Consider the following 24,276-nt stretch of genomic DNA (forward strand, 5'->3'; position numbering starts at 1 on the left):
CTTATGTAATTCCGCGCCCATTGCCCCATCTTATGTTAAAATAATGAAAAGCCATCCTTTTGTGGGTAGCTGACAGAATGCATACATATATAACCATTTTTTGGATGTTTCGAAACAGAAAATATAAAAAATTTACAAAGATGTTTTTTGAAGTGCTTTTTAGGTACGAAGGAGGTTGGTTCCATGCATCTTTCATCTTATTTTGATCGACAGCGTACGGAGGATTTCATTATGTTCTCCCCTTCACATTGGATTGCTCTGTCTATCATTACATTGGTCTGTATACTGTTTTACAGTTTAAGATTCGAGATTCGGACTGATGTGAGACTTCGGCAAAGTGTGCGCTTGCTGCTGATTATTATACTTTTGTTCTCAGAAACAGGTCTTCAAATATGGTACCTCTCTCAAGGCGTATGGCAATCCAGCAGCTCACTCCCGCTCGAACTATGCGGAATTACTTTACTACTATCCGTTATCATGCTGATCACTCGCAGCCGAGCACTATATTCCTTTCTGTATTTTGCTGGGATTGGTGGAGCATTCATTGCTTTACTCACACCGAATCTGGTCTATCCATTCCCTCATTTCCGATTTCTACTGTTCTTTATAGCACATGGTGGTATTGTTCTCGCTTCTCTTTATATGACCTGGATTGAGGGCTATAAGCCCACTTGGAAATCCCTCCTGTTCACCATGCTTGGACTAAACCTTGTGGCCGCTTGTGTGTGGATCGCCAATTACATCCTAGGATCTAACTACATGTTCCTATCTCATAAGCCCAGCACTTATTCTGTATTGGATTATTTCGGGCCTTATCCTTATTACCTGCTTGTTGAAGAGTTGTTTGCCTTCATTGTGTTTCTGCTCATGTATTTGGTATTCTTCTGGGTGCCAGAGCAGCGTAAATCGAGACGTAAACGAATAAGCCGGATTCCTTATTAAAATAAGAAAAGGCCAGCCTCCGATAATCCGGAGACTAGCCTTTTTAAATTAAGAATTCTTAAGCTTCGATGATTTCTACCGAAGTCATTTTGTCGCGTCCTTTGAAAGTATCAACAAGATCCATACCTTCAACTACTTTACCGAATACAGTGTGAACTCCATCCAAGTGTGGTTGCGGTGCATAGCAGATGTAGAACTGGCTTCCGCCTGTGTTCTTACCCGCATGTGCCATAGCAAGTGTTCCGCGCTCGTGCTTGTTTGGGTTGATTTCGCAGTTGATTGTGTATCCTGGACCACCAGATCCAGTTCCGTTAGGACATCCGCCTTGAGCTACGAAACCAGGGATAACACGGTGGAATGTCAATCCATTGTAGAAACCATCTTTTGCTAGCTTTTCAAAGTTAGCTACAGTGTTTGGTGCATCTTGATCGAACAAGTCAATCAGCACTACGCCGCCATTTTCAAGAGTAATTTTCGCTTGCTTTGCCATATGTAAATGACCCCTTTCAAAATTAACAAATTTAGAATACCTCAATTATATTACTATGAAACTACGCACAAAGCAAAGCAAGCAGGAGTAATTCCTGCTTGCTCTTTATGCCTTACCAGTTTTCCCTACCTAACATTAACGGCTGTTACTTAGCAACAGCAGCTTGTTTAGCGATACGCTCAGGAACAATATCGTTGGCAATAAGATCATTATAACTTTCGCGACGCACTACAAGATCGCTGTGTCCGTTCTGAACGAACACTAAAGCCGGACGACGAAGCCGGTTGTAGTTGCTCGCCATGGAGTAATTGTAAGCGCCTGTGCAGGCTACAGCCAACAGATCGCCGCTTTCAGCCTCAGGCAGCTCTACATCCCAGATCAGCATATCTCCGCTCTCGCAGCATTTACCAGCGATGGATACAGTTTCTGTAGCCTCTTCATTCGCACGATTAGCAAGTAATGCCTCATATTTAGATTGGTACAATGCAGGACGTGGATTATCAGTCATCCCACCGTCAACGGCAACGTACTTACGCACGCCTGGGATATCCTTGTTCGTACCTACTGTATAAAGTGTAGTACCTGCATCTCCAACAATACTACGGCCCGGCTCCACCCAAATTTCAGGCAAAGCATTATAGATACCAGCAAAATGAGTCTTCACGGCATCCGTAATTGCAGTTACATATTCAGAAACATGTAACGGGGTATCACCCTCAACGTAACGAATACCGAAACCTCCACCTAGGTTTACTACACGGAAGTCCACTTCCAAACCTTCTTTAACACTACGAGCAAAACTCGCTACACGTTCAACAGCAAGCTGGAATCCATCCGTTTCAAAAATTTGAGAACCAATATGGGAATGTACGCCAAGCAGCACTAAATTCTTTTTGCTGACTGCCGCTTTAACTGCTTCATAAGCCGATCCATTACCGATATCAAATCCAAATTTGGAATCGGTCTGGCCTGTTGTAATATACTCATGCGTATGAGCTTCGACACCTGGTGTCACACGTAACAAGATGTTAACCTTAACTTCTTTACGTGATGCAATCGACTGCAAAAGATTAAGCTCTACCAGATTATCGACTACAAAGCAGCCAATCCCGGCATCAATCGCCATTTCGATCTCTTCAGACGTCTTATTGTTGCCATGAAAATGAATGCGTTCTGCAGGAAAGCCAGCTTGCAAAGCAGTATAAAGTTCGCCATCAGATACAACATCAAGCGACAAGCCTTCTTCATCAGCCAAACGAACCATAGCCATTACTGAGAACGCCTTACTTGCGTAAGCTACTTGGAACCCAAGTCCAGAGGATTTAAAAGCATCCATATATTCCCGGCAACGTTGTCTCACCAATTGCTCGTCCAATATATATAGCGGGGTTCCATATTCCGCCTTCAATTCAGTTACATCACATCCGCCGATCTCCAAATGCCCAGCATCGTTAATTTGGCTAGTACCGTGTAGAAACATTCTTTAGTCCTCCAATTTCTGTGGAATATCAAGGTTCCACCCTGTCTTTAGTGTATTCAGTATAACAGACAGTGGGAACTCCATTGAATGGACTAATTTGCAGTAGTTTTGTATTTTCCTACGATTGTTAATCATTCTTTTGAGTAGGCGGCACTCTTGTATTGTCTCTAGTTTTGTTGAAAGACGGCCTTGTCTTCGAGCTTAAGACTGGCTTGCGCACTAGAATTTCGCTCATTGCCTTTGCATTAAAAGGTATGAACGGCCACATATAAGAGGAGTTATAGGACCGATGGGTAGTTAGGAAAATAGTCAGTAGCGTCGTGCCAATCATAAATCCAGGCACCTGGAATGCCGCTACGGCTAGTAATAATACAAGCCTGACTATTCGATTCGCAAGACCCAGCTCATAACTCGGGGTCGCAAACATGCCTATGGAAGCTACAGCCATATATAGAACAACCTCGTTTACAAAAAGGCCGCTCTTCACCGCTATATCGCCAATCAATATCGCTGCAATCAGACCCATCGCTGATCCTAAAGGGGTTGGAGTGTGTACTGCGGCCATCCGCAGTAAATCAACCCCAAGCTCCACAATAAGAAACTGGGCGAGTATTGGAATTCTGGCGGTCTTTTGAGGTCCAATGAAGTCCAGCATAGCCGGCTTTAGTTCAGGATGAATGACAAGCAACATCCATAGCGGCAGCAGGAACATGGACGCAAATATACCGATGAAACGGACCCACCGTAAGTACGTTCCCATAAAAGGAGTCTGACGATTCTCCTCTGCATGTTGACAAAGATCAAAAAAGGTAGTCGGAAGAACAATAACAATTGGTGAGGTATCTACAAATATTATTACCCGTCCCTCCAATAAATTGGAAGCTACGACGTCAGGGCGTTCAGAATAACGCACCATAGGATATGGATTCCATCCACCGCCGATAATCGCCTCCTCTAATTGTTTATCTGCCAGAGGAATACCATCAATATCAATGCTTTTGATTTTGTCGATAACAGACTTGACCTGTGTTTTATCAACGATATCATCAATGTAAGCCACGCATACATCTGTTTGTGTCCGTCGCCCAACCCGAAATAGCTCATATTTTAACCCTGGATCTCGAACCCGTCTTCTGACAAGCGAGATATTGCTCAGTAAAGTCTCTGTAAAACCGTCGCGCGCACCGCGCACCACCCGATCAATCGAAGGCTCGGCTGGACTGCGACTAGGGTAAGAACGAGTATCCATGATGATAACTTTGTTCTCACCTTCGACGAATAGCACGCTCAAGCCTTCTAGTACCTTCTCGATACTTTCGCTTAAAGAATTCCCCTCTTCCACCTGGATGTGAGGGACATATTCATTCATAAAGCTAGACAGCACACCCGTAGACAGATTCTCAGAGGTGAGATAGGTCAGACGTTTTAGAATATCATCGGTCACATCTGTGTTGGTAAATCCACTTAAACAGAGTAGAGCTGTCTTATGTCCGCCAAAGGACATCTGTCTGAACGTTACATCAAAGCTTGTGCCCAGTCCCATTACCTCAGTAAGTGTTTGTTTCGTATCTTGCAGGGACATTGGGATTTCATCATTACCTTGCCAGTAAATGACGGATTCTTTTAACGAGTTGGAGTGCTCGCGATCCCGTTTCTTTTGTAGCTTGCCGCTCCCCTTTTGATTGCTGTCTTGTGACTCTTGTTGCGCTTGCTTCTTAGATAGTTTGGACTTTGGCGTCACTTTGGCTTGAGATTCTTCCCCGGACTCTGTTGCGGACCCTGATCCGCCTGCTTGTTGGGTATTCTGATCTTGTACCTCATCTTCGGATTCCGAGTCTGAATCTAAGCCGAATAACCTGGCAAAAAATCCTTTACCAGGCTCATTCTGCTCCTGATTCCCGAGCTCATCTGACGCCTCTGCATCCTGCTGCCCGGAATCGGGCTGAGCTGATGCTTCAGCGCTTTGCTCTTCTGCCCCTAGCTCCGCAGCTGCTTCTGTATCCTGTTGCCCGGAATCCGGCTGTGCTGATGCTTCAGCGCTTTGCTCTTCTGCCCCTAGCTCCGCAGCTGCTTCTGTATCCTGTTGCCCGGAATCGGGCTGTGCTGACGCTTCGGTACTCTGCTCTTCTGCCCCCAGCTCCGCAGCTGCTTCTGCATCCTGCTGCCCTGAATCCGGCTGAGCTGATGCTTCAGCGCTTTGCTCTTCTGCCCCTAGCTCCGCAGCTGCTTGTGCATCCTGCTGTTCTTGACTCGGATCAGCTGCTGTAGTATTTTCCGCCGGATCTGCGTCTTCACTGGTCATAGAAGCTCCGTTAACCTCGGTATGATCATCAACTAGATCCTCTGCGGTATTCTTCATTGCTGCGGCAGCCGCAGCGTTTTCTTCCTGATGATCCTCTTCTGGCACAGAATCACCGCTGTGAATAAATTTGCTCATTCCATAACCCCCGTTTACTGTCGGTATACAAACCAGTCGAACAAAGAACCCGCGACCTTCCCGCTTACCATCGCCATTAACAGGCCGAACAGATAATGTGTCATGTTCAAGCGTTTAGCGAGTATCGGCAGCACATTTAATACCTCGGTCAATGCTGCAGCAAGCATCCCGACAAAAATCCCGTCAAAAAGTCCTATACCAAGTTCAACTAAAGGACCTGAGGATATTTTCCAATTCCAAAAATCACTTACGGTTCCTAGCAATGATCCAGCTACCATCGCACCCTCGTACCAATGTACTTTATCGTAAGAAGAAGTTAATTGAGCCAGACGGGGCACCATGTCGAGAACCACAAATAAAGCGATCACACCACCACCTACTGCGATCCCCCCTGCAATACCCAGCAGCAAATTCAACCCTAGTGTTATAGGTGCCGTCATCTTCCGTCCTCCACGTTCTCTGGTTGATTTTCTCCACGGCGCCTCATTTTGCTATACTCCTCATTGATGACGTATTGGTCGATATTTTTCTGATACAGGTACATTTCCACTTCTAGCGGTGTAGGCTCTTCATTCCACTTTTTCTTAAATAAATGGTTGAAAAAAATGACCATCCCAAAGCCGATTCCCAGCGAATACGCAATCTGAAATACAACCGGATGCTCATCCCGATGACCGGTTATCATCTCCACGATTCGGATTTGAACCTCCTGCATGTTTACATCTGCATGGAAATTCATGATGGTCAGCGCAGACCCAAAGAACAGCAGCAGCCACACTAAGACAAACATCGCTACTGAAGGCTTCCGCCTCTCCACTGGACCTTCAATCTGAACAATCGTTCTCCCTTCGCCGATCGGCTCAATGTCCGCTTCCGGCAAAAGCTCATAAATGCGGGGAATAACCATCAGAAGATCAATCAAAATCAGATTGCCGTCACTTTGCTCTGGCTTCATTAGCAGAATAGATTCCAGCGACTCTTTCAGCTCTGGCTCCGCGATCAAAAATGCAATATCACCCAATGTGACACCTTTACCTTTGGGCACCGTCACCCGGTTCTTAAGCTGTATATAGATGGCGGGAGCAGAATGTTGTTTCATCCGCATTCCTCCTAAAGGTTGTGGTCAAGTAGCTCCGGTGCAAGATAACGGTAGTATGGGAGTAAAGCCTTATTTTTACTCTTGAAGCTCTGAATCAATTTCCAAAGATGCTGAAATGTTGAATTTTTATTGGTATCGGGAATGCTTACCCCACCTTACAATCTTGTTATAAAAGAGAAAGGGAGGAGTTTTATGTAAACGGATACAAACATAGCTAAACTAAGGGCACCTGTTGTTAAAATCCTAATCCGGAGGTTATGATCATGAACAAACAGAACTCAAAAACAACGTTCAAATTGTTCGTTTGCCTGTCTCTCGTGTTTAGTATGTGTTTCAACTTTGGGAATAACAAACCAGCGGAAGCTGCTACGACTTTTGCAAAAGGGGCTGATGTAGGCTGGCTATCGGAGATGGAGTACTATAATTGGTCTTTTTACAATGATAACGGTGTGAAACAAGACCTACTGCAAATTCTCAAAGATCACGGAATGAACTCCATTAGACTACGGGTCTGGGTTAACCCTTCCATTAATTTCTCTAACAAAGCCGATGTTGTGAAACAGGCCGTTCGGGCCAAGAACATGGGTTTCCGAATCATGATTGACTTTCATTACAGTGATACATGGGCAGATCCCGGCAATCAGAAGAAACCTGCTGCCTGGACCAGCAAGAACTTTACAGCTCTAAAGACAGCGGTATATGACCACACGTATGATGTTATGAATACACTCAAAGCTAGCGGTGTTACGCCGGAATGGGTACAGGTAGGGAACGAGACGAATAATGGAATGCTTTGGGAGGATGGAAAGGCTTCTGTAAGTATGAGTAATTTTGCTGCGTTGATCAATTCAGGATATAGTGCAGTAAAAGCGGTCAGTAGTAGTTCAAAAGTCATCGTCCACCTCTCTAACGGCTACGACAATTCCTTATTCCGCTGGATGTTTGACGGTCTGAAGTCTAACGGTGCCAACTATGATGTGATCGGCATGTCACTCTATCCTACTACAAGCAACTGGTCTACACTGAATGCTCAGACATTAACGAATATGAATGATATGGTTGCCCGGTATGGTAAAGAAGTGATCATTTCTGAGGTCGGGATGGACGTTAGTGCTCCAACAACGGCTAAAGCTTTTCTTACCGACATCATTAGCAAAACAAAATCGGTAAGTGGCGGCAAAGGGCTTGGCGTGTTCTATTGGGAGCCGGAGAGTTATGGTACATGGTACGCTTACACAAAAGGTGCCTTTGATTCTTCTGGTAAGCCTACGGTGGCTTTAGATGCCTTTTTGAATTAAAAAAGAAGACAGCCACGGTGCTTAACCATTGGCTGTCTTCTTTTCTAATAATCTTTAGAAATGGAGCGAATCCAGTTTCTTACCTTCAAAATCAAACAAAGCTAAATTGGACCACCCATTCTCATGCCCGACAGACCATTCCTTTTGCAAAGGAATCCAAGCAGGCTCCCAGTAATAAAAGCCGATTCCTTTTCCGTTAGGTGTATTCTCAATTACGTTTATGAAATCCTTCATATACTTAGCTTGACCTTCTACTGTGGCTGGATAACCTTCATGGAGCTGGGCTTCCTCATTCACAATTACTGGAAATCCTTCAGGTGCATTCAGTGTCCATGGATAGGCTGTTTCCACCACAATGATATCCTTGTTATAACGCAGCGCTAATTCGTTCAGGTTAAGCTGCAAGTCGTCCAAAGTACCATGCCACCAAGAGTAGAATGATAATCCGATAACATCAAAATTTACGCCATGTTCTAAGAAACGATCAAAAAAGTTACGGCTCGCCGGATGATCAGCACCCCGGTCAATGTGGATCATGATGGACAAGTCAGAATCGACGGATTTCGCACCCGCTATACCTGCTTTAACTAGCGTAGTGAACTGCTCCCACTGCTCCGGAGTATCACAATCTCCATCTACCTTGCCTTCTCCCCATAACATGCCTGGCGTAATTTCATTACCGATCTGCACCATATCGGGCAGTGTGCCTTGGGACTGTAAAGCTTTAAGGGTCTCGCGTGTATAATCATACACGGCGGATGTCAAACCACTGAAGTCAAGTGCCTCCCAAGCTTTTGGCTTCCATTGGTTAGCTGGATCCGCCCATTTATCTGAATAATGAAAATCCAGTAGAAAATCCAGCCCTGCTTCTTTGATCCGCTTTGCCATAACCAGCGTCCGTTCCAAATTGCAAAAGACGCCTGGAGGGTCATTCCAAATCCGCAGCCGTATGGCATTTACTCCATTGTCCTTAAGGATGTGGAGTAAATCCTCACCTTCCTCAGCGTTCCGAACAGAGCGACTATGGAATTTGCCTCCACCCTGCTCTATTTCATCCAAAAACGAGATGTCCATTCCATTAATAAATGTCGTTATCATCATCCCTACTCCTTTACAGAACCAAGTGTCATTCCTTTAACAAAATACTTCTGCAAAAATGGATATACAATTAGAATAGGAGCAGCCCCGATAAAGATTTGCGCGGCTCTAACCGTTGTCTGCGAGATTAATTCCATCTCCTTCGGATTAATGCTCATGGAGCTCATATCCCGTTGAATGATAACGGTCTGCAGAAAGGTCGCCAGCGGAAACTGCTTGGAATTGTTCAAGTACAATAGTCCATCGAACCAGGAGTTCCAGTGGAACACCATACTAAACAGTGCAATCGTCGCAATCGATGGTAATGAAATCGGTAAGTAAATGCTGAACAAGGTACGGAAATGTCCTGCGCCGTCAATTAGCGAAGCTTCCTCCAAATCTTTAGGAATACCGCGGAAGAAGTTCAGCATCAGAATTACCAAGAATGTATTCACCGCACCTGGCAGAACGAGTACCCAGAAGGAATCCATTAAGCCAATCTTTTGAATAACAATATAGAATGGAATCAGACCACCATTAAACACCATGCTGAACACGAACAACCAGGAATAAACATTCCGGCCTTTGAAGGCTGAGTTTTCCTTAGATAGCGGATAAGCTGCCAGAAATGTAATCAGAAGCGTAAGTCCGGTTCCGAGTACAGTTCTTTGTACGGATACCCATATAGAGTGTAGGAATATCGGATTATTCATTGTCTTTTTATAAGCTTCCAGAGAGAACTGCTTTGGCCACAAGCCCACCAGATTGGCATCAGCCGCAGACTTGGCACTGAAAGATACAGCTAATACGTGAATCAGAGGAACAATACACATGAGTGCGAGTATGATCAGAAAACAAGTATTGAATATGTTAAAAATACGATAACCTCTAGTTTTGTAATACATAGGTCTCCCTCTTCCATTGGTAGTTTAGAAAATGCGATATCCTGCCCATTTTTTAGCCAGACTGTATGATACAAGGATTAGGACCATACTAATGGCTGACTTGAACAGTCCGATTGCTGTACCAAAGCCCATCTCACCATTCAGAATAGCTGTCCGGTATACGAAGGTGTCGATAATATCGCCTTTCTGATAGACCAGCGGATTGTAGAGGTTAAAGATCTGGTCAAACCCTGCATTCAATACATTTCCGAGAGCCAGAGTACCTACCACAACAACCATTGGCAGTAGAGAAGGCATTGTGATAAAACGTGTCTGTTTCCAGCGGGTTGCACCATCTATTTCAGCAGCTTCATATAATGAAGGGTTAATTCCTGCTAGAGCAGCCAGGAAGACGATCGTGTTATAACCAAATTCCTTCCATACATCTGTGAGAATGACGGTGAACCTGAACCAGTTATTATCTCCTAAGAAAAAGATGGGTTTAATCCCCATACTCCAGAGGATCTGATTGACGAAGCCATCTGTAGCAAGCAAATCTAGCAAGATCCCGCCAAGGATGACCCAAGACAAGAAGTGAGGTAAATAAACCAATGTCTGAATTGTACGCTGTATATAAACCTTGCGAATCTCATTCAAAAGAATGGCGAAAACAAATGGCACAGCCAGATTGAAGATCATCTTCAGAACGGCAATAATCAATGTGTTCCAAATGACCTGCATGCTGTCATTACGTTCAAATAGATAGCGGAAATTATCTAATCCAACCCACGCTGATCCCGAAATTTTTAGCCATGGCTTATAATCCTGAAACGCCATCACAATTCCGCCCATCGGGATAAAGCTGAAGATGATCAGGAATATCATCGCCGGCAGCAACATTAAGTGAAATGGCCATGTTTTTTTAAGTGTTCTCATCCTTGGTCCCCCATATCGTGTCAAGTTCTTCTGTAACCATACTCAAATTATAGCAACGACAGGATTCCCCAAATAGCGAGCAAAACCAATATATATGGTACAAAACCAATCTCTTTACCGTATAGAAACAGAAGCTAATTTATACAAATTCGGATAACCGCTAACGCAAAAAGAGACGGTTCCCACAGCTAAATAAACAGCTGAGGAAACAGTCCCTAATTGTGCTACTTATACCCTTCACAGAGCATTATTTTACGCTGTCATACCATTCATTTACTTCTTTAGTGATTTGGTCGCCGCCGCCTGATTTCCAGGTCGTTACGAAGGTATCGAAAGCTTCTAGTGGCTTGTTGCCATAGATGATCTCATTAAACGTTTGGTTCTCGATTTTGTTCAGATAATCCATCTTCGATTTCATAGTTTCAGTAGTAGGACCAGTGAACATATTTTTGAAGGATTTATCCTCTTGTGCCAGCAGAACCTTTGCAGCTGCAGGGGTATCCTTACCATAGTTCACAGCTACATCCTTCTCCAAACGAGTGGTTGGTTCAGCACCATCTGCAAGATTAAGAAGGGCTTTCATTTGGGCATCCGGAATCCGGGCACCGTCACGAACCAGCATATAACGAACGCTGTTCACATAACCACCAGCAATTTTATCATTTTCAATCATCTTACCGTTTGCATCTAGTTCATAGTCATATCCTGCGAAGAGGCCATTATCCAGCTCGCTACCAGGCTTAGGATCAGCGAAGTTATCGAACAGATAGTTTTGATAGGTGAAGAATGCCTCTGGATTTTTCATCTTAGTGCTAATCAGAGTTACACCGTTGGTGAACTGTGTTCCATGACGCATAACTTTACCATCTGGTCCCGCTGGAATTTCAATTGGAGCCCATACAGCATCCGGAGCATTCTTCACAGTATCTTGAAGCGGCCAACCGCTCATCCAGTAAGGTCCTGGGAGAATACCTGCTGTACCCGCCACTGCCGGCTCAGCTGTTTTGTTCTCATCCCAAAGCGCTGCTTCTTGAGGAATGTAACCTTTTGCGAGCCATTCCTTCATTTTTTCCAGCCCTTGCTTCATACCTGCATTTACAGAGCCGTATTCCAATTTACCATCAGCATCAAGATTCCATTGCTGCGGAAGCGTTCCATAAGCACCAAAGATCCAGGAAGGATCGCCCATCCAAGTGTTCATCGATGTCTTAAAGCCGATACTAAGCGGAGTTACCTTGTCTGGTGCCAAGCCATCAGGGTTCTGATTCTTGAATGCATCCATAACTTTTTCTAGCTCATCTATCGTTTTAGGTGCTTGCATATTTAGCTTGTCCAGCCAATCTTGGCGGATCCAAAGAATGTAATCATGGTTGTACGCGTAATCGAGAACAGGCAGACCCATTCTTTTGCCATCACGGCTGTATTGGTTCCATACGTTCGGATCCTGTGCCATGGCTTCTTTCCAAGTAGCTGAAGCGTATTTATCAAACAGTGTTCCCACTTCAGCATACATACCGGAATCGATCAAATCCTGAGCAATCGTGCTATCACCCGTACCGATCGTTACAACATCGGGCATTTCCTGACCAGATGACATCGACAGGCGCAGTTTGGTTCCAAAAGCACCATTCGTATCTGTAATGGACCAAAGTGATTTAATATTGATGCCGAACTTTTCTTTTGTCCACTTCGTAGCTACGTTATTCTCAATGCTTTCCCCGTTCTTGAATTTAAGCTCAGGGTCAACACCCCATACCGTTGTAATGGTTACCTCAGGATCATATTTATCCTTGTAGGCGTTTTCAGAATTAGATGTTGTATTGGTAGTCGTATCACCGGCTGTATTCTTTCCATCAGCAGCATTATTGCCCGAACAACCTGCGAGACTACCTACCAAAAGCATACTCATACACAGGAGCGGCAGCCATCTCTTTCTCTTCATCGCGCTCATTTTGTTCCCCCTTAGATTCCTTAAGTGTTGGTTATGACTTAATTATAGGGAACGAAGATGATGTCGAATACGTCATTTAAACAAGGTTTCTGCACCTTTCTCAACCTCTCTATCCGTCACGAAACTCATTTGGTGTCATATTGTAATGCTTCTTGAACATTTTGCTGAAATATTGCGGATTCTGATATCCAAGTTCGGTCGTGATTTCATAGATTTTTTTATTCGTATTCTTAAGTAGATAAAGTGCACGTTCCATCCGCATGCGGATAATATAGTCTCCGAGCCCTTCTCCTGTCTCTGCCTTATATATTTTAGATAAGTACACAGGGTGCAGATACACATGATCCGCTATCGTCTTGACCGACAGATCATGCCCAGAATGGTTTCCTACCAGCTCATGTACCTGCTTTATAATGTAACTTTTCGTGTTCTGATCACTTTCTGAGAGTTCCTTCTGCAGCTTGTTTAACATATCAAAAGCCCAGTCCTTCAGCTTGTCAAAAGAAACAATAATGCTCTGTGTCAGCATCGGATCGAACGCATATTGATCGATTTGCGAGATGAACTGCCCCCCTTTGTGGGCAATGTACATGAATGCATTAGTAATGGACAGAAAGACTTCATACAGATGCTCACTTGAAAAGCGTGCATTCTCCATATCTCGGAACACATCAGCTATCTTCTGACGGGCTGTATCCCATTGCTTAGATTCCAGCAAATGAATGAGCGTTGGCGGACGATAAAGACTTTCGAGTGATTTGATGCTCATCATCTCCTGAAGATGACGATCCCCCAGATAAAGTACCGAGCCTGTTTCATTATGTGTTGTCAAATACATTGAACTTAAGCCACTTCGATAGGCAGCCGTCATCCCTTCGGGAAAAGCAAACCACTCCGTTACGATAAGCGATATCTCACCCTTCAGATAGTTACTCACACTAATTCTGAAGTTAGCAATCGCTGACTTAAGGATCTGTTGTCTCGCAGCATCGTAATTATTCGACTTCTCTAACTCTCGCTGGATGACTGGCTTCAGTTCCACAAGCAAAATTAAACAATCATGGGGTGCTTTGCAAAACCAGACATGGAATTGCTCCTTAAAGAGCTCCTCGGCAATATTGCCGATGGCATATTCCATTAGGGAAACCGAATGATGATCCATTGCGGCGTAATGTTTACCCAACTGAATCAATAACATCGCCGCTTCAACATCTGATTCGAAAGAGATTTCATATTCCTTAAGCTTTAATGCAAGTGTCCGCTCAGAGAGCACTCTTCCAAGTAGTAATTCATGCATCAAGTTGGCCCGCAAAACACTGTAATCGGCTTTGCGATTATAGAGTAGCAAATGATATTTATCATGTGCTTCCCATTCGTCTTTTAGAGACTCAATCGCTCCGGAGATACTATTGATAAATTCCTCATCACTTACTGGCTTCAAAATATAATCAAAAGCCTGTAGCTGAATCGCCTTCTTAGCGTACTGAAAATCAGAAAAACCTGTCAGCAGAATCGACCGGATATCCGGCCATCTCTCGCTCACCGTTTCAATTAATTGCAAACCGGACATTCCAGGCATCGAAATATCAGTAACCATGATATCTATGTCCTGCTGTTCCAATATTTCCAGAGCCTCGGCACCCGATGCCGCCTGATGCACTTGCTTTACGCCAATCTCGTTCCACGGAATCGTGCGGGCCAGACTTTCTGTTACATAAGGCTCATCATCGACTAACAATATCTCTATCATCATATTCCCTCCTAGATGTCATCCATATTATTGTCAGTTAGCGGTAACAACCACTGAAGTTTAACCTGCAATCCTCCGAGTGATGATGGTGCAATCGTCAATCCTGCATCCTCACCAAAACGCAGCCGCATTCTCTGATGCACATTCCAAAGCCCGCAGCCCATTTCTTCATCCATCGCTTTGCCTAGCTTATTTTCCAATACGATAATTTCCTCCGGGGTCATGCCTTTTCCGTCATCCTCAACCGTTAATGTCATAACTCTTCCGTTGCATGTGCCCGTAATTCGCACCAGCCCCTCTTTAGAGACAGGTTCAATCCCATGGATAACCGCATTTTCGACCAAAGGCTGAAGAACCAACGGAGGAAGATCTCTTTTCCGCATTTGCGGCGGGATATGAACTTCATATTGAAGTCTGCTCATCCTCATTTTTTGGATCTCCAGATAGTGAGTCACAAATTCCGTTTCTTCAGATAAAGCGACAAGATCGCGTTCTTGGCGGGTCGTATATCTGTAATACCGGGATAAATTATGCGACATACCGACGACAGCACCCATATTATCGAGCTTCGCCATACTCGTAATAAATGAGAAGCAATTATAGAAGAAATGCGGATTAATCTGGGATTGAAGCTGCTTTAATCTAGCTTCTCGAACATGGATCTTTTCCATTAACACATTCTCAATCAGCTTCTGAATCTGTTCCACCATGCTATTAAACCTTCCGGACAGAAAGCTGAACTCATTCTTACCTTTGATCTCCACCCGCGCAGAGTAGTCTCCTTGCTTCAACCTCTGGAAGCCTCCTACCAATAATCTAACGGGCACCTGCACCTGAACATACAGTAGATAGGCTACGAGACAGCTCATTAATAACAATGCACCAATAGCAAAATAAAATAAGCGATTGGAGGTTTGGATCGGATGCAGTATTTCTGACAGCGGCATATAGTCGATCAAATACCAGCCCATTTTATCCGAATAGACTATGTTTACACTGTAGGACTCACCATTAATGTTCACGGTACGATTTTCACTTTGCTTCAGCTGCTCTTGCTCCAGCCTTTTTACCAATTCATTAGCTAGTAGCTTGTCAGCACTACGGTTAAAGATAAGTCCAGTGCCCTGTTTATAATAAAAAGGATCTCTCCTGCCATCACTTTTGAATTTATCCAGCATATCTTCAATGTTTCGGCTGTCAAACTCCACTTTCATAATCGTATTGGCCTTTTCAGGAGTGAACTCTGACATGAAGGGGGTAAAAGAAAACCAAGAGAACACAAAATGGTCGCCATCTTGCTCAATGATCTTTTCTACATGCCAGCCTGACTTTACTTCCCGCTTCAAATCCTCATCCGAATACGGTATAGCATCATTCTCTGACACCATTCGGTGGATGGACGGTGAATATAGATACAACTTACTCTTCCAGTTGGAGGAGCTTTCCTGAATACTGATTTTGGTCTGGATCCGCTTAATCGTGTTTATCGCATCCAGGTTCAAATGTGTTCCCTTCAAATAAGTATCCTTTAAGCTCAAAATATCAGGATCATGAATGAGCAGGATCGGCCAGGAGGACAACAGCTCCATATTGCTCTCTACTTGATTCTGAAAAAAACTGAGCTGATTGCTGTTCGAAGTATTTAACTCCGTACGTAGCACATCCGTGGTCGTCTTATTGGAATAGAAATAGAGGATCGTAATAGGAATCAGCATGATGACCATGATACTTACGATTTTGGTAAATAAATTATATCTATACACTTACCTTCACACTCCGACTCAAATGTCATAACCTCTATTGTACAAATAATCTTCATTAACGCATAGATAATTTCTCCCTGCAAAATGAGGTAGACAGGTGATAGCTTGTTCAAGCACTGTTATCGTCCTCTCTATTGTAAAGGCTTAAATTATTACGCTATATGCTACGTACGAAACATTTCTGCAGTTTTTGCAGTCTAATGTATTGTAGAGACATACAAAAAGGGATGATCCGAAAGCCGCTAGGCATTCCAATCATCCCTTTATACTTTATTTAGTTCAATCTATACAATCAGAGTCTGTTCAGAGCGTTTGTGCTTTAGATTGTTGACTCGATATGAAGAATAAAGCGGTCCAGATCAACGCGAACCCGATAATTTGCGGTAGCGTGACGAGCTGCTGGAATACGATCCAGTTAATGATTACTCCCGTCATAGGAAAGCTTAGTTCAGCCAATGTAGCGAAGGAAGCTTTAGTAGTGCTTAGTCCTTTGTAATACATCAGCATACTGAGTAGTCCTGGCAGCAGAGCCTGCAGCAACAAATTAATGGCTATGGCAGCAGATGCACCAAACCCACCATTAATCTGCCAAGGAGCACCTTCTAATGTGGTGATAACGAAAAGCAACGGCAGCGCCAATATAAATCTTAGGGAAGTCACTGTCTCATATTTCATAGACCCAAGCAGATAACGTCCCATTACTGTTGAGCCACCCCACAATGCGGCCGCTCCTAAGGCCATCAGACTGCTAACACCGATAAAGTTGTTCACATGTCCGAATGGAATACTCCAGCCAAAGGTCAGCAGATAGGTTCCTACCAGTGCCACAATAATGAGGATTCCGAAATTTTTAGGCAGACGTTCTTTAAGAATTAAGGCTGCAAGCCCGATAGCGAATATCGGCTGAAGCTTTTGCAGCAACAGCACAGCATTCAAATCCCCACTGGAGAGTGCCATCGTAAATAGAATTGTCGCCCCGGCAGAACCTCCCCAGGAAACAATTAGCAAAGCTCCAATCTGGCGAAATCCAATACCTTTTAGCTCCTCCCGGTGACGCCAAAGAACAGGGGAAGCAGCCAAGAAAAGCACCACATGCTCCAAAAGAACAATTTGCGATGAGGTCAAAGATTTTAAGAGGATAATACGAAAGAGCGGATCAACGCCCCATAGTGCTGCACCGAACACAACGAGCCAAAACCCACTGCGTAACGGCGACGTGCTGCTTACCTTACTAGCTGATGATGAAGCTGTTACATTACTCATAATTCCATTCTCCTTGTCGATACAAACCCTCGATAAGAGACCAAAAACCCCCGAATCACCATAAAAGGTCGACTCGGGGGCATTATCAATAAAGACGTACAGGATAGACTCCTAGCGCCTTTATCTTATGATCCTCTCCCATCCGGACTTTACCGTCGGCTCTGGATTCACACCAGATCAGTCACTTCTCTGCAAGCAGAACAAGTGAGTCGCGGGCTCAGTTCGCTTTGAACATTACCGCCGGTTGGGAATTTCACCCTACCCCGAGAATCTTGTATTCCGTTGTTTTTTTCACAATCTCAGAATAAACCTCTTCTTGCCATTCGTCCAGTACTTTATGAAAATATACATAAAATTTTCATGTATCACAGCTTTTCTTACATATTTTTTTCGTTATTGTTCTACTGTCCCATCCCAAAAAATCTGTATAATGAAATTATGTTTATTTTTCCATAGTTTAGGAATTTTTCTAAGGAGGTTGTTATGAAGGAATCATTTTGGACGAAGGAGTCATTCTGGACGAAGTTATTGTTCTCCTTTTTTGCTGTCGGAGTCATAGCTTTTTTAGGATTCATAGGTTCGATAATTACCGCGCTTTTCGGGGGACTAATGTTTTATACTCCACTTGTGGCGATTTTATCTGTTGTGATAGCTATTTATGTTGTACTCCTTATATTTAATGTGTTGTCCCGAAAAACAAGCAATATTATGTTGCTATCCATCCTCGGACTTAGTGTGCTCGTAACCGCAGGATATGAGATCAAACAAGCATATATCAACAGCATTGCCACGGTCGATGATCGGGAAGTTAATTTGGTACAATACGAACCTTTTGCTGAGAATACCAAAGCAGTGAATTTGGATAAACCTTCTTCATATCATATCGATAACAACTTACCAAAATTGGATGGCGCAACCGCACTATACCCACTGTATTCAGCTTTCGTGCAATCTGCTTATCCTGCGGCCAGTTATAATCCATATGATTTCCAAACAAGTCAAGTGATTTGCAGTAGCACACCGGAAGCTTACAAAAGACTAATCGAAGGTGAAACTGATATTATCTTTGTCGCTGCTCCTTCTCTTGCCCAACAGAAACATGCGAAGCGAAAAGGCGTTGAGCTGAAGCTCACACCCATCGGCCGCGAGGCTTTCGTATTTTTTGTGAATAAACGAAACGAAGTAACTGGACTTTCCACCGCCCAGCTTAAAGATATCTACGCAGGCAAGATCACCAATTGGAAAGATGTAGGCGGAGCTAATAACCGTATTCGCGCTTTTCAACGCCCAGAGGATAGTGGGAGCCAGACGATGCTGCAAAAGTTTATGGGAGACACTACACTCATGACACCTCCTAAGGAAGACGTGGCGGATATTATGAGTGGAATTATTAAACAAACCTCCAGTTATCGCAATTATAAAAATGCACTCGGGTACAGCTTCTTATTTTACGCCTCAGAAATGAATCAAAGTGGGGAAATTGCACTACTCGCCATTGATGGTGTTAAGCCCGACAAAGAAAGTATTCGCAGTGGACAGTACCCTTTGGCTACAGAATTTTATGCTGTGACTGCTGGAAGTGACAACCCCAATATTCAGCCCTTTCTAGATTGGATGCAATCTGCTCAAGGTCAGGAATTGGTAGAAAAAACGGGTTATACTTCTTTGCAATAAAATATTGTTACGAAAAGAGAGCTAACCCAAATGTTTGGGAAAGCTCTCTTTTCGCTTTTTATACCGAAATTTTTCCTTTTTCACTCTAAAAGAGCGCAACTTTTGGAAACTATTGTCGTTTAAGATTTATATAAGCCGAAACTGCATCATAGGAAGAAAAAGTAAGAATTGCTAGAAACCAAGAAACGGGGATGGTAGGGATTGCAGATGAAGAAGTTTGGTTTTTTGGCGTTACTGCTGCTTTTGTTGGTGCTGGTTCATCCAGGAACTGGTTATGCCGGCTCTGCAGAGACACACATCAATCTAGACGGCAATGATCTTAAGATTTCAAAAGAAGCACAAGTTCAAATTGTAAATGGAAGCGTGATGGTTCCACTTCGCCTCGTTACGGAGCAGCTTGGTTATACCGTGAAATGGGATAATGTGACCAAGACTGCAACCATTGAGCAAAAGGGAACGACATTAAAGCTTATCGTGAATAATGCGATGGCAGAGGCTTCGGGGAAACAGGTAAAACTGGACAACCCTCCTTTTCTCAGTGGCAACACGACCCTCGTTCCTTTAAGATTTGTTGGTGAACAGACAGGAACTACTGTCGGTTGGGATAATGTGAGCAAAACGGTATACTTAACTTCTCCAGTACCAGAGATTGGCGGAAGCGAACCAGAAATTACAGTTCCAGACACATCTGTAACCGCACCCTCTGATAATGGATCGAATGGTAACACAACGACTGATGGAAACACCTCAACGGCAGCAGTCACAAATCTTAGCTTCATCGATAACAAGCTCATCATCGCGATGAACGGCAGTGTAACACCAAATGTATTCACAATGACAGATAAAGACCGAATTGTCGTAGATTTACCGAATACCAGCTTTGGCGACAGCTTTCATCAGAACCTTTCTGTCGGAAAAAACCAAAGTGGGCAGTTGACGATTACCGAATATCCTAATGTCTCAACCATTCGTTATTCATTATTCAGTAGTTCTCCCTCTACGATCCGGATCGTGATTGATCTGAACAGTGCGAATAACTACAGTGTAACGAATGCTAACGATGGACTTATTATAGTGGATCTAAATGGGACAAGCACCACGCCTCCTGCAACCACTGTACCTGAAGTACCCGTCACAACGCCTCCACCTTCTACTGGCAACACAGACAAGAAGATAATCGTTATTGATGCAGGACATGGTGGGAAAGATCCCGGCACTGGAAGTAACCGCAAAGAGAAGGATTTCACCTTGCCAACAGCACTAAAAATTGCAGAATTACTAAAGAAAGAGCCAAATATCGAGGTTGTGCTCACTCGAAGTGATGATACATACCCGACCCTGCAGGACAGATCCAACCTCGCCAATAAGGTAAAAGCAGATTTGTTTATCTCTGTCCATGCCAATAGTATCCCAGTGGGCAGTAAGAGCAATCCTAGTGGTACAGAGACCTATTACACACGTAAAGATAGTTTATTATTCGCGCAAACCGTTCATAAATATCTTACTGTTGCTACAGGTCTTCAGGATCGAGGGGTTCGTCAAGCAAATTATCATGTAACAAGAGAAACTAAAATGCCAGCCATTTTATTAGAATGCGGTTACTTAAGTAATACCAAGGACGAAGCATTACTCTTCACAGTAGATGTTCAGAATAGGATAGCCGAAGCAGTAGTTCTAGGGATTAAGGAATATTTAGGTCGATAGAAAAAAGGGGAGCTTCTTAGCCAATTGGCTAAGAAGCTCCCCTTTCTATTTTTATTCTTGTTTGTTATTCCAAACACTCATTCGTTCTCTTAGATTAGAAGTGTGTAGCTCTAACTGAATCCCATCTGGATCGAGAAAGTTGACAGTCCAGCCTACTCCCCTTTTAACAGGTCCTCTAATGATTCGTACTTCGTGGGTACGGAGTACCTGTAAAGCCTCCTCGAAATGTTCTTCCGCTATACTAAAGGCAATGTGGTCTATCCCAATTACACTGCCCATTAATTCAGTGTATTCTGGCTTTTCAATGAGGCAAATCCATGCGCTTCCCCATTCCAGATAGGCATCTGTATTGCCTTTGTGTATTAGCTGAAGACCCAAAATACCAGTATAAAAATTCAATGAACGTGATAAATCACTCACATTTACCGTCACATGATTAAATCCTTGGACCTTCATCCCCGTTCATCTCCTCAGACTTCTCAAACCAGAATAGAGACAATTCTCTTGCGTTTCTCTGAATCGGGATCTTGAGTTACTCGCATCTCTTCATCAAAGATCAGTGTAGGACGTTCTTCCAGATTATACTCAGGCCATAATAGCTCAGATGTAGCTGGGTTTCCTCGATGAGCAAAGGCAATCCATGCCGCATGCATACTTTCAGCCAATTTTTGCATCGCTGGCGTAATTTCCGCACCCAAGCGAGTTACATGAGACAGATTGTTAAAAGCATAGACAATTTCCGCACCATGTACAGCTTTATTTAACAATGGATGGCCAGGGACCGTCCCATCAAAACGATACATCCAAACAGGCGCATAGGCCAATTGATTCTCAGCTAAGGATATAGAGGTTCCCCAGAAATATAGATCCGTTAGAATCTCCGCCTGTCCTTCCCATGTAGAAGAATAGTGGCTGGCAACCTCCGCCAGACTTCCAGTTCCCATCATCTGCTCCAGCGCCTTGAGCGATTCATCAAAGTCTGCACCTGGTGTTTCTCCCCTGAAAAATAAATTCCCCTCATCTCGATTGGTTCCAATCAACAACGGAATCCCCTGGGCTGATCCTTCTGCCACAGCCTGTGCAGGATCTACAGGAAGCGTATCCCCATCAATGACAGGCTGAAATAACATGCCTATTGAACCACCCGTTAATTTAATAGTCATTCTTGTGGCTGCTTCTATAATTTGTTCCGCTGAGAACGTATTAAGTAGGCTAGTATCTCCATCAGGAGAAATGCCTAGTTCAGTAAGTAATGCTACAGCAATATCTTTTCCTTGTTGATTTGGCAAGGTTTGAGCAGCCCCACTTTGCATGATCGCTCCAGCAAATAATCCCTTTGCAGCAGGCATAGCCAGAAGGGCAGCGATACTCATGCTGCCAGCTGATTCTCCAAATACCGTAACTCGCTGAGGGTCGCCTCCAAAGGCGGAAATATTAAGCTTTACCCATTCCAGCGCGGCAATTTGATCCAGCAAGCCTTGATTAGACGCAAATCCATCACCAAGCGAAGACAGATGCATAAAACCAAATGGTCCCAGTCGATAATTAATCGTCACCAAGACTACATTACCATTCTTCGCGAAGCTAGTGCCATCAAACTGTGGCTGACTTCCAGCACCAGTCACAAATGTACCCCCGTGGATCCAAAACATTACAGGGAGTGCCTCGCCTGGGGATGCAGGTGACCATACATTTAAATATAAACAATCTTCAGAATGACGAGGTGTTAAGCCACCGAAACGCGTACCTCTCGTATCCGCTGGCTGATGGCTAACTGGACCAAATTCAGAAGCATCTCTAATTCCGCTCCAAGCTTCTGGTGGCTGCGGCGCACGAAATCGAAGCTCTCCAACTGGTGGAGCGGCAAAAGGGATTCCACGCCAAACGTTCACGCCATCCTCCTCTCGTCCTTGAAGCTTACCGTAAGAGGTTACTGCTATCGGTCCTACCATTACATTTCACCCTCCACATTATTCCTTATTCTCTTCAATCTGCTTATACAATCCGGACTGGAACCGGAACCATTGAAAAATATGTGTAAATACAACCTTGAGCACCGCGTAACCAGGAACTGCAAGGATAATGCCAAGAACGCCAAACATTTTGCCGGCAAAAATAATCACAAAAATGATCGTGATCGGATGAATCTTCAGTGTCTTGCCCATAATCTGCGGAGAGATAAACTTTCCTTCAATCAGCTGTACAGCCGTCCAAACGATGATCATCTTCAGCAGCATAAATGGTGAAGTGACCATGGCCACAATTAAGGCTGGTGTAATAGCAATTGCCGGACCCAAATAGGGAACAACTGCTGTACATGCAGCGGCAATGGCAAGGACAAGTGAATACTCCAGACCAATAATCAAGTAGCCAATATAGAGCAGCGCACCAATGCAGCAGCTTACTATAATTTGCCCTCGAATATAGGAAGATACCTGGGCGTTCATCTCCGACATTACCATCCGAGTCTGCGGCTGCAGCGCGGTAGGTACAAATTTCAAAATGTAATCTGGCAATCTTTTTCCATCACGAAGCAAGTAGAATAGAATAAACGGTGTCGTCACCACCGCCAGCACAATCTCCGTAACGGCTCCGACGAAGCTCCCTACACCTGTTAGCGCATTATTCAGAAAAGAAGTGCCCCAAGCCGTAATTTTACTGGTGATTTCACTTAGGTTAGTTCCTATACTATCTTGAACTTGACCAAAGAATTCGCTTCCCGTCAGATTCATAAATCGTTCCTGGATCAAGTCACTATACCTTGGAAAATCGTCAATCAAACCAGATAATTGCGCTCGAAGAATCGGAATCACCATCACCAGAATCAACGTAATAATACCCGCAATTAACAGATAAAGAATAATGATTGCATACACACGTTTCATCCTGAATCTTTTTCCCATCAGGTCTACTAACGGATTCAGCAAATAATAAGCGATACCGGATAGTAACAATGGTGCAGCCACCGTGTGCAGCAATACAGATATAGGCGTAAAAATAAATGGTATCTTTGAGAACACCAGGATAGTTACCCCAGTTAACAATAAAATAAGTAAGGTTACCACAAATTTATTGTTCAGAAAAAACTTCTTAAACTTCCCCGGCCACACTTGCAGCCTCTCCATCGAACCCTCTCCCCTCATGCGCCACCTTATATGAAGTGTTATTTTATTCACTTTTTAATAGCATAGTCAACGTTAGGGGCGCAAGTCAAATTTGATATCTGCAGTTCTGCCCGCCTCCACAAAACCAATCGATTGATATACTTTGTTAGAATCCGGGTTTTTGGCATCTGTTACGCCATGAATTCTGCAATCGTAGTACTGTATTTTTCAGTCGCAAGCATCATATATGTATGAAAAGTTTCTTCATGTAATTCACAAAAAGATTCCGTAAACAACTGCGCCGTTTCTGCATGATCATCCACTGTAAACCTCTTAAACATGTCTATTCCCCCCAGATCTTCCTTTCATTCAATCATAATCCTCTACTAAACAAAAAGAAACGAAGTTGCTTTCCTGAAAAGAC

At 43.8% G+C, this 24,276-nt stretch carries 20 protein-coding genes and 1 riboswitch; of the genes, 4 read left to right on the forward strand and 16 right to left on the reverse strand.

Features of this window, described 5'->3' with window-relative positions:
• Positions 1–183 precede the first annotated feature (183 nt).
• Positions 184–942, forward strand: a complete 759-nt coding sequence (locus ACFWMP_RS17875; RefSeq protein ID WP_042190289.1) for a YwaF family protein — start codon at positions 184–186, stop codon at positions 940–942.
• Positions 943–1,000: 58 nt separating this feature from the next.
• Here the strand turns inward: ACFWMP_RS17875 and ACFWMP_RS17880 are convergent, their stop codons facing one another.
• From ACFWMP_RS17880 to ACFWMP_RS17900, 5 genes are all read right to left on the reverse strand, one after another.
• Positions 1,001–1,432: a peptidylprolyl isomerase gene (locus tag ACFWMP_RS17880; RefSeq protein ID WP_042190291.1), complete on the reverse strand. Its 432-nt coding sequence runs from the start codon at positions 1,430–1,432 to the stop codon at positions 1,001–1,003.
• Between the two features lie 145 nt (positions 1,433–1,577).
• Complete coding sequence (gene lysA, locus ACFWMP_RS17885; protein ID WP_379424379.1) at positions 1,578–2,912, reverse strand: diaminopimelate decarboxylase; 1,335 nt, start codon at positions 2,910–2,912, stop codon at positions 1,578–1,580.
• 127 nt (positions 2,913–3,039) lie between these two features.
• Positions 3,040–4,653 (reverse strand): spore germination protein, encoded by a 1,614-nt coding sequence (locus ACFWMP_RS17890; protein ID WP_379424596.1) that lies wholly within the window; start codon positions 4,651–4,653, stop codon positions 3,040–3,042.
• Positions 4,654–5,363: 710 nt separating this feature from the next.
• Positions 5,364–5,789, reverse strand: coding sequence for a stage V sporulation protein AB (locus tag ACFWMP_RS17895; protein ID WP_339242777.1), 426 nt, complete (start codon positions 5,787–5,789; stop codon positions 5,364–5,366).
• Complete coding sequence (locus ACFWMP_RS17900; protein ID WP_042190298.1) at positions 5,786–6,448, reverse strand: stage V sporulation protein AA; 663 nt, start codon at positions 6,446–6,448, stop codon at positions 5,786–5,788. The genes ACFWMP_RS17895 and ACFWMP_RS17900 overlap by 4 nt, the downstream gene beginning before the upstream one ends.
• Positions 6,449–6,711: 263 nt before the next feature.
• Between ACFWMP_RS17900 and ACFWMP_RS17905 the strand changes: the two genes are divergently transcribed.
• Positions 6,712–7,746: a glycoside hydrolase family 53 protein gene (locus ACFWMP_RS17905; protein WP_042190300.1), complete on the forward strand. Its 1,035-nt coding sequence runs from the start codon at positions 6,712–6,714 to the stop codon at positions 7,744–7,746.
• Positions 7,747–7,800: 54 nt separating this feature from the next.
• On the opposite strand, the gene ACFWMP_RS17910 is transcribed toward ACFWMP_RS17905, so the two are convergent.
• From ACFWMP_RS17910 to ACFWMP_RS17940, 7 genes are all read right to left on the reverse strand, one after another.
• Entirely contained in the window at positions 7,801–8,847 is a 1,047-nt protein-coding gene (locus ACFWMP_RS17910; protein ID WP_379424380.1) for a glycoside hydrolase family 53 protein, read from the reverse strand.
• A gap of 2 nt (positions 8,848–8,849) precedes the next feature.
• Positions 8,850–9,728 (reverse strand): carbohydrate ABC transporter permease, encoded by an 879-nt coding sequence (locus ACFWMP_RS17915; RefSeq protein WP_042190304.1) that lies wholly within the window; start codon positions 9,726–9,728, stop codon positions 8,850–8,852.
• Between the two features lie 24 nt (positions 9,729–9,752).
• A complete protein-coding gene (locus ACFWMP_RS17920; protein ID WP_379424381.1) occupies positions 9,753–10,643 on the reverse strand; it encodes an ABC transporter permease in 891 nt (296 codons plus the stop codon).
• A 247-nt stretch (positions 10,644–10,890) separates the two neighbouring features.
• Positions 10,891–12,594: a type 2 periplasmic-binding domain-containing protein gene (locus ACFWMP_RS17925; protein ID WP_042190306.1), complete on the reverse strand. Its 1,704-nt coding sequence runs from the start codon at positions 12,592–12,594 to the stop codon at positions 10,891–10,893.
• A 109-nt stretch (positions 12,595–12,703) separates the two neighbouring features.
• Positions 12,704–14,344, reverse strand: a complete 1,641-nt coding sequence (locus ACFWMP_RS17930) for a response regulator transcription factor (protein ID WP_379424597.1) — start codon at positions 14,342–14,344, stop codon at positions 12,704–12,706.
• Between the two features lie 11 nt (positions 14,345–14,355).
• A complete protein-coding gene (locus ACFWMP_RS17935) occupies positions 14,356–16,107 on the reverse strand; it encodes a sensor histidine kinase (RefSeq protein ID WP_042190311.1) in 1,752 nt (583 codons plus the stop codon).
• Between the two features lie 303 nt (positions 16,108–16,410).
• The gene (locus ACFWMP_RS17940) at positions 16,411–17,370 is read right to left on the reverse strand and encodes a DMT family transporter (RefSeq protein ID WP_339242787.1); all 960 of its coding nucleotides are present in this window, start codon (positions 17,368–17,370) and stop codon (positions 16,411–16,413) included.
• A gap of 126 nt (positions 17,371–17,496) precedes the next feature.
• Positions 17,497–17,645, reverse strand: a riboswitch (FMN riboswitch).
• A 208-nt stretch (positions 17,646–17,853) separates the two neighbouring features.
• On the opposite strand from ACFWMP_RS17940, the gene ACFWMP_RS17945 reads away from it, so the two are divergent.
• Both ACFWMP_RS17945 and ACFWMP_RS17950 read left to right on the forward strand, forming a co-directional pair.
• Positions 17,854–19,044 carry a PstS family phosphate ABC transporter substrate-binding protein gene (locus ACFWMP_RS17945; protein WP_379424382.1) on the forward strand — a complete coding sequence of 397 codons (1,191 nt, stop codon included), beginning with the start codon at positions 17,854–17,856 and terminating at the stop codon, positions 19,042–19,044.
• A gap of 207 nt (positions 19,045–19,251) precedes the next feature.
• Entirely contained in the window at positions 19,252–20,748 is a 1,497-nt protein-coding gene (locus ACFWMP_RS17950; protein ID WP_379424598.1) for an N-acetylmuramoyl-L-alanine amidase family protein, read from the forward strand.
• 51 nt (positions 20,749–20,799) lie between these two features.
• Here ACFWMP_RS17950 and ACFWMP_RS17955 read toward each other — a convergent pair whose 3' ends face one another.
• The 4 genes from ACFWMP_RS17955 to ACFWMP_RS17970 all read right to left on the reverse strand — a co-directional run bounded on the left by ACFWMP_RS17955 (position 20,800) and on the right by ACFWMP_RS17970 (position 24,193).
• On the reverse strand, positions 20,800–21,204 hold the full coding sequence (locus ACFWMP_RS17955) for a VOC family protein (protein WP_379424383.1): 405 nt from the start codon (positions 21,202–21,204) through the stop codon (positions 20,800–20,802).
• Between the two features lie 23 nt (positions 21,205–21,227).
• Positions 21,228–22,700, reverse strand: a complete 1,473-nt coding sequence (locus ACFWMP_RS17960) for a carboxylesterase/lipase family protein (protein ID WP_379424384.1) — start codon at positions 22,698–22,700, stop codon at positions 21,228–21,230.
• A gap of 18 nt (positions 22,701–22,718) precedes the next feature.
• Positions 22,719–23,873, reverse strand: coding sequence for an AI-2E family transporter (locus ACFWMP_RS17965; RefSeq protein WP_379424385.1), 1,155 nt, complete (start codon positions 23,871–23,873; stop codon positions 22,719–22,721).
• A 170-nt stretch (positions 23,874–24,043) separates the two neighbouring features.
• Positions 24,044–24,193, reverse strand: coding sequence for a hypothetical protein (locus ACFWMP_RS17970; protein ID WP_339242795.1), 150 nt, complete (start codon positions 24,191–24,193; stop codon positions 24,044–24,046).
• Between the last annotated feature and the right edge of the window lie 83 nt (positions 24,194–24,276).

The sequence above is a fragment of the Paenibacillus sp. NPDC058367 genome (assembly GCF_042723305.1).
Lineage (GTDB): Bacteria > Bacillota > Bacilli > Paenibacillales > Paenibacillaceae > Paenibacillus_AQ.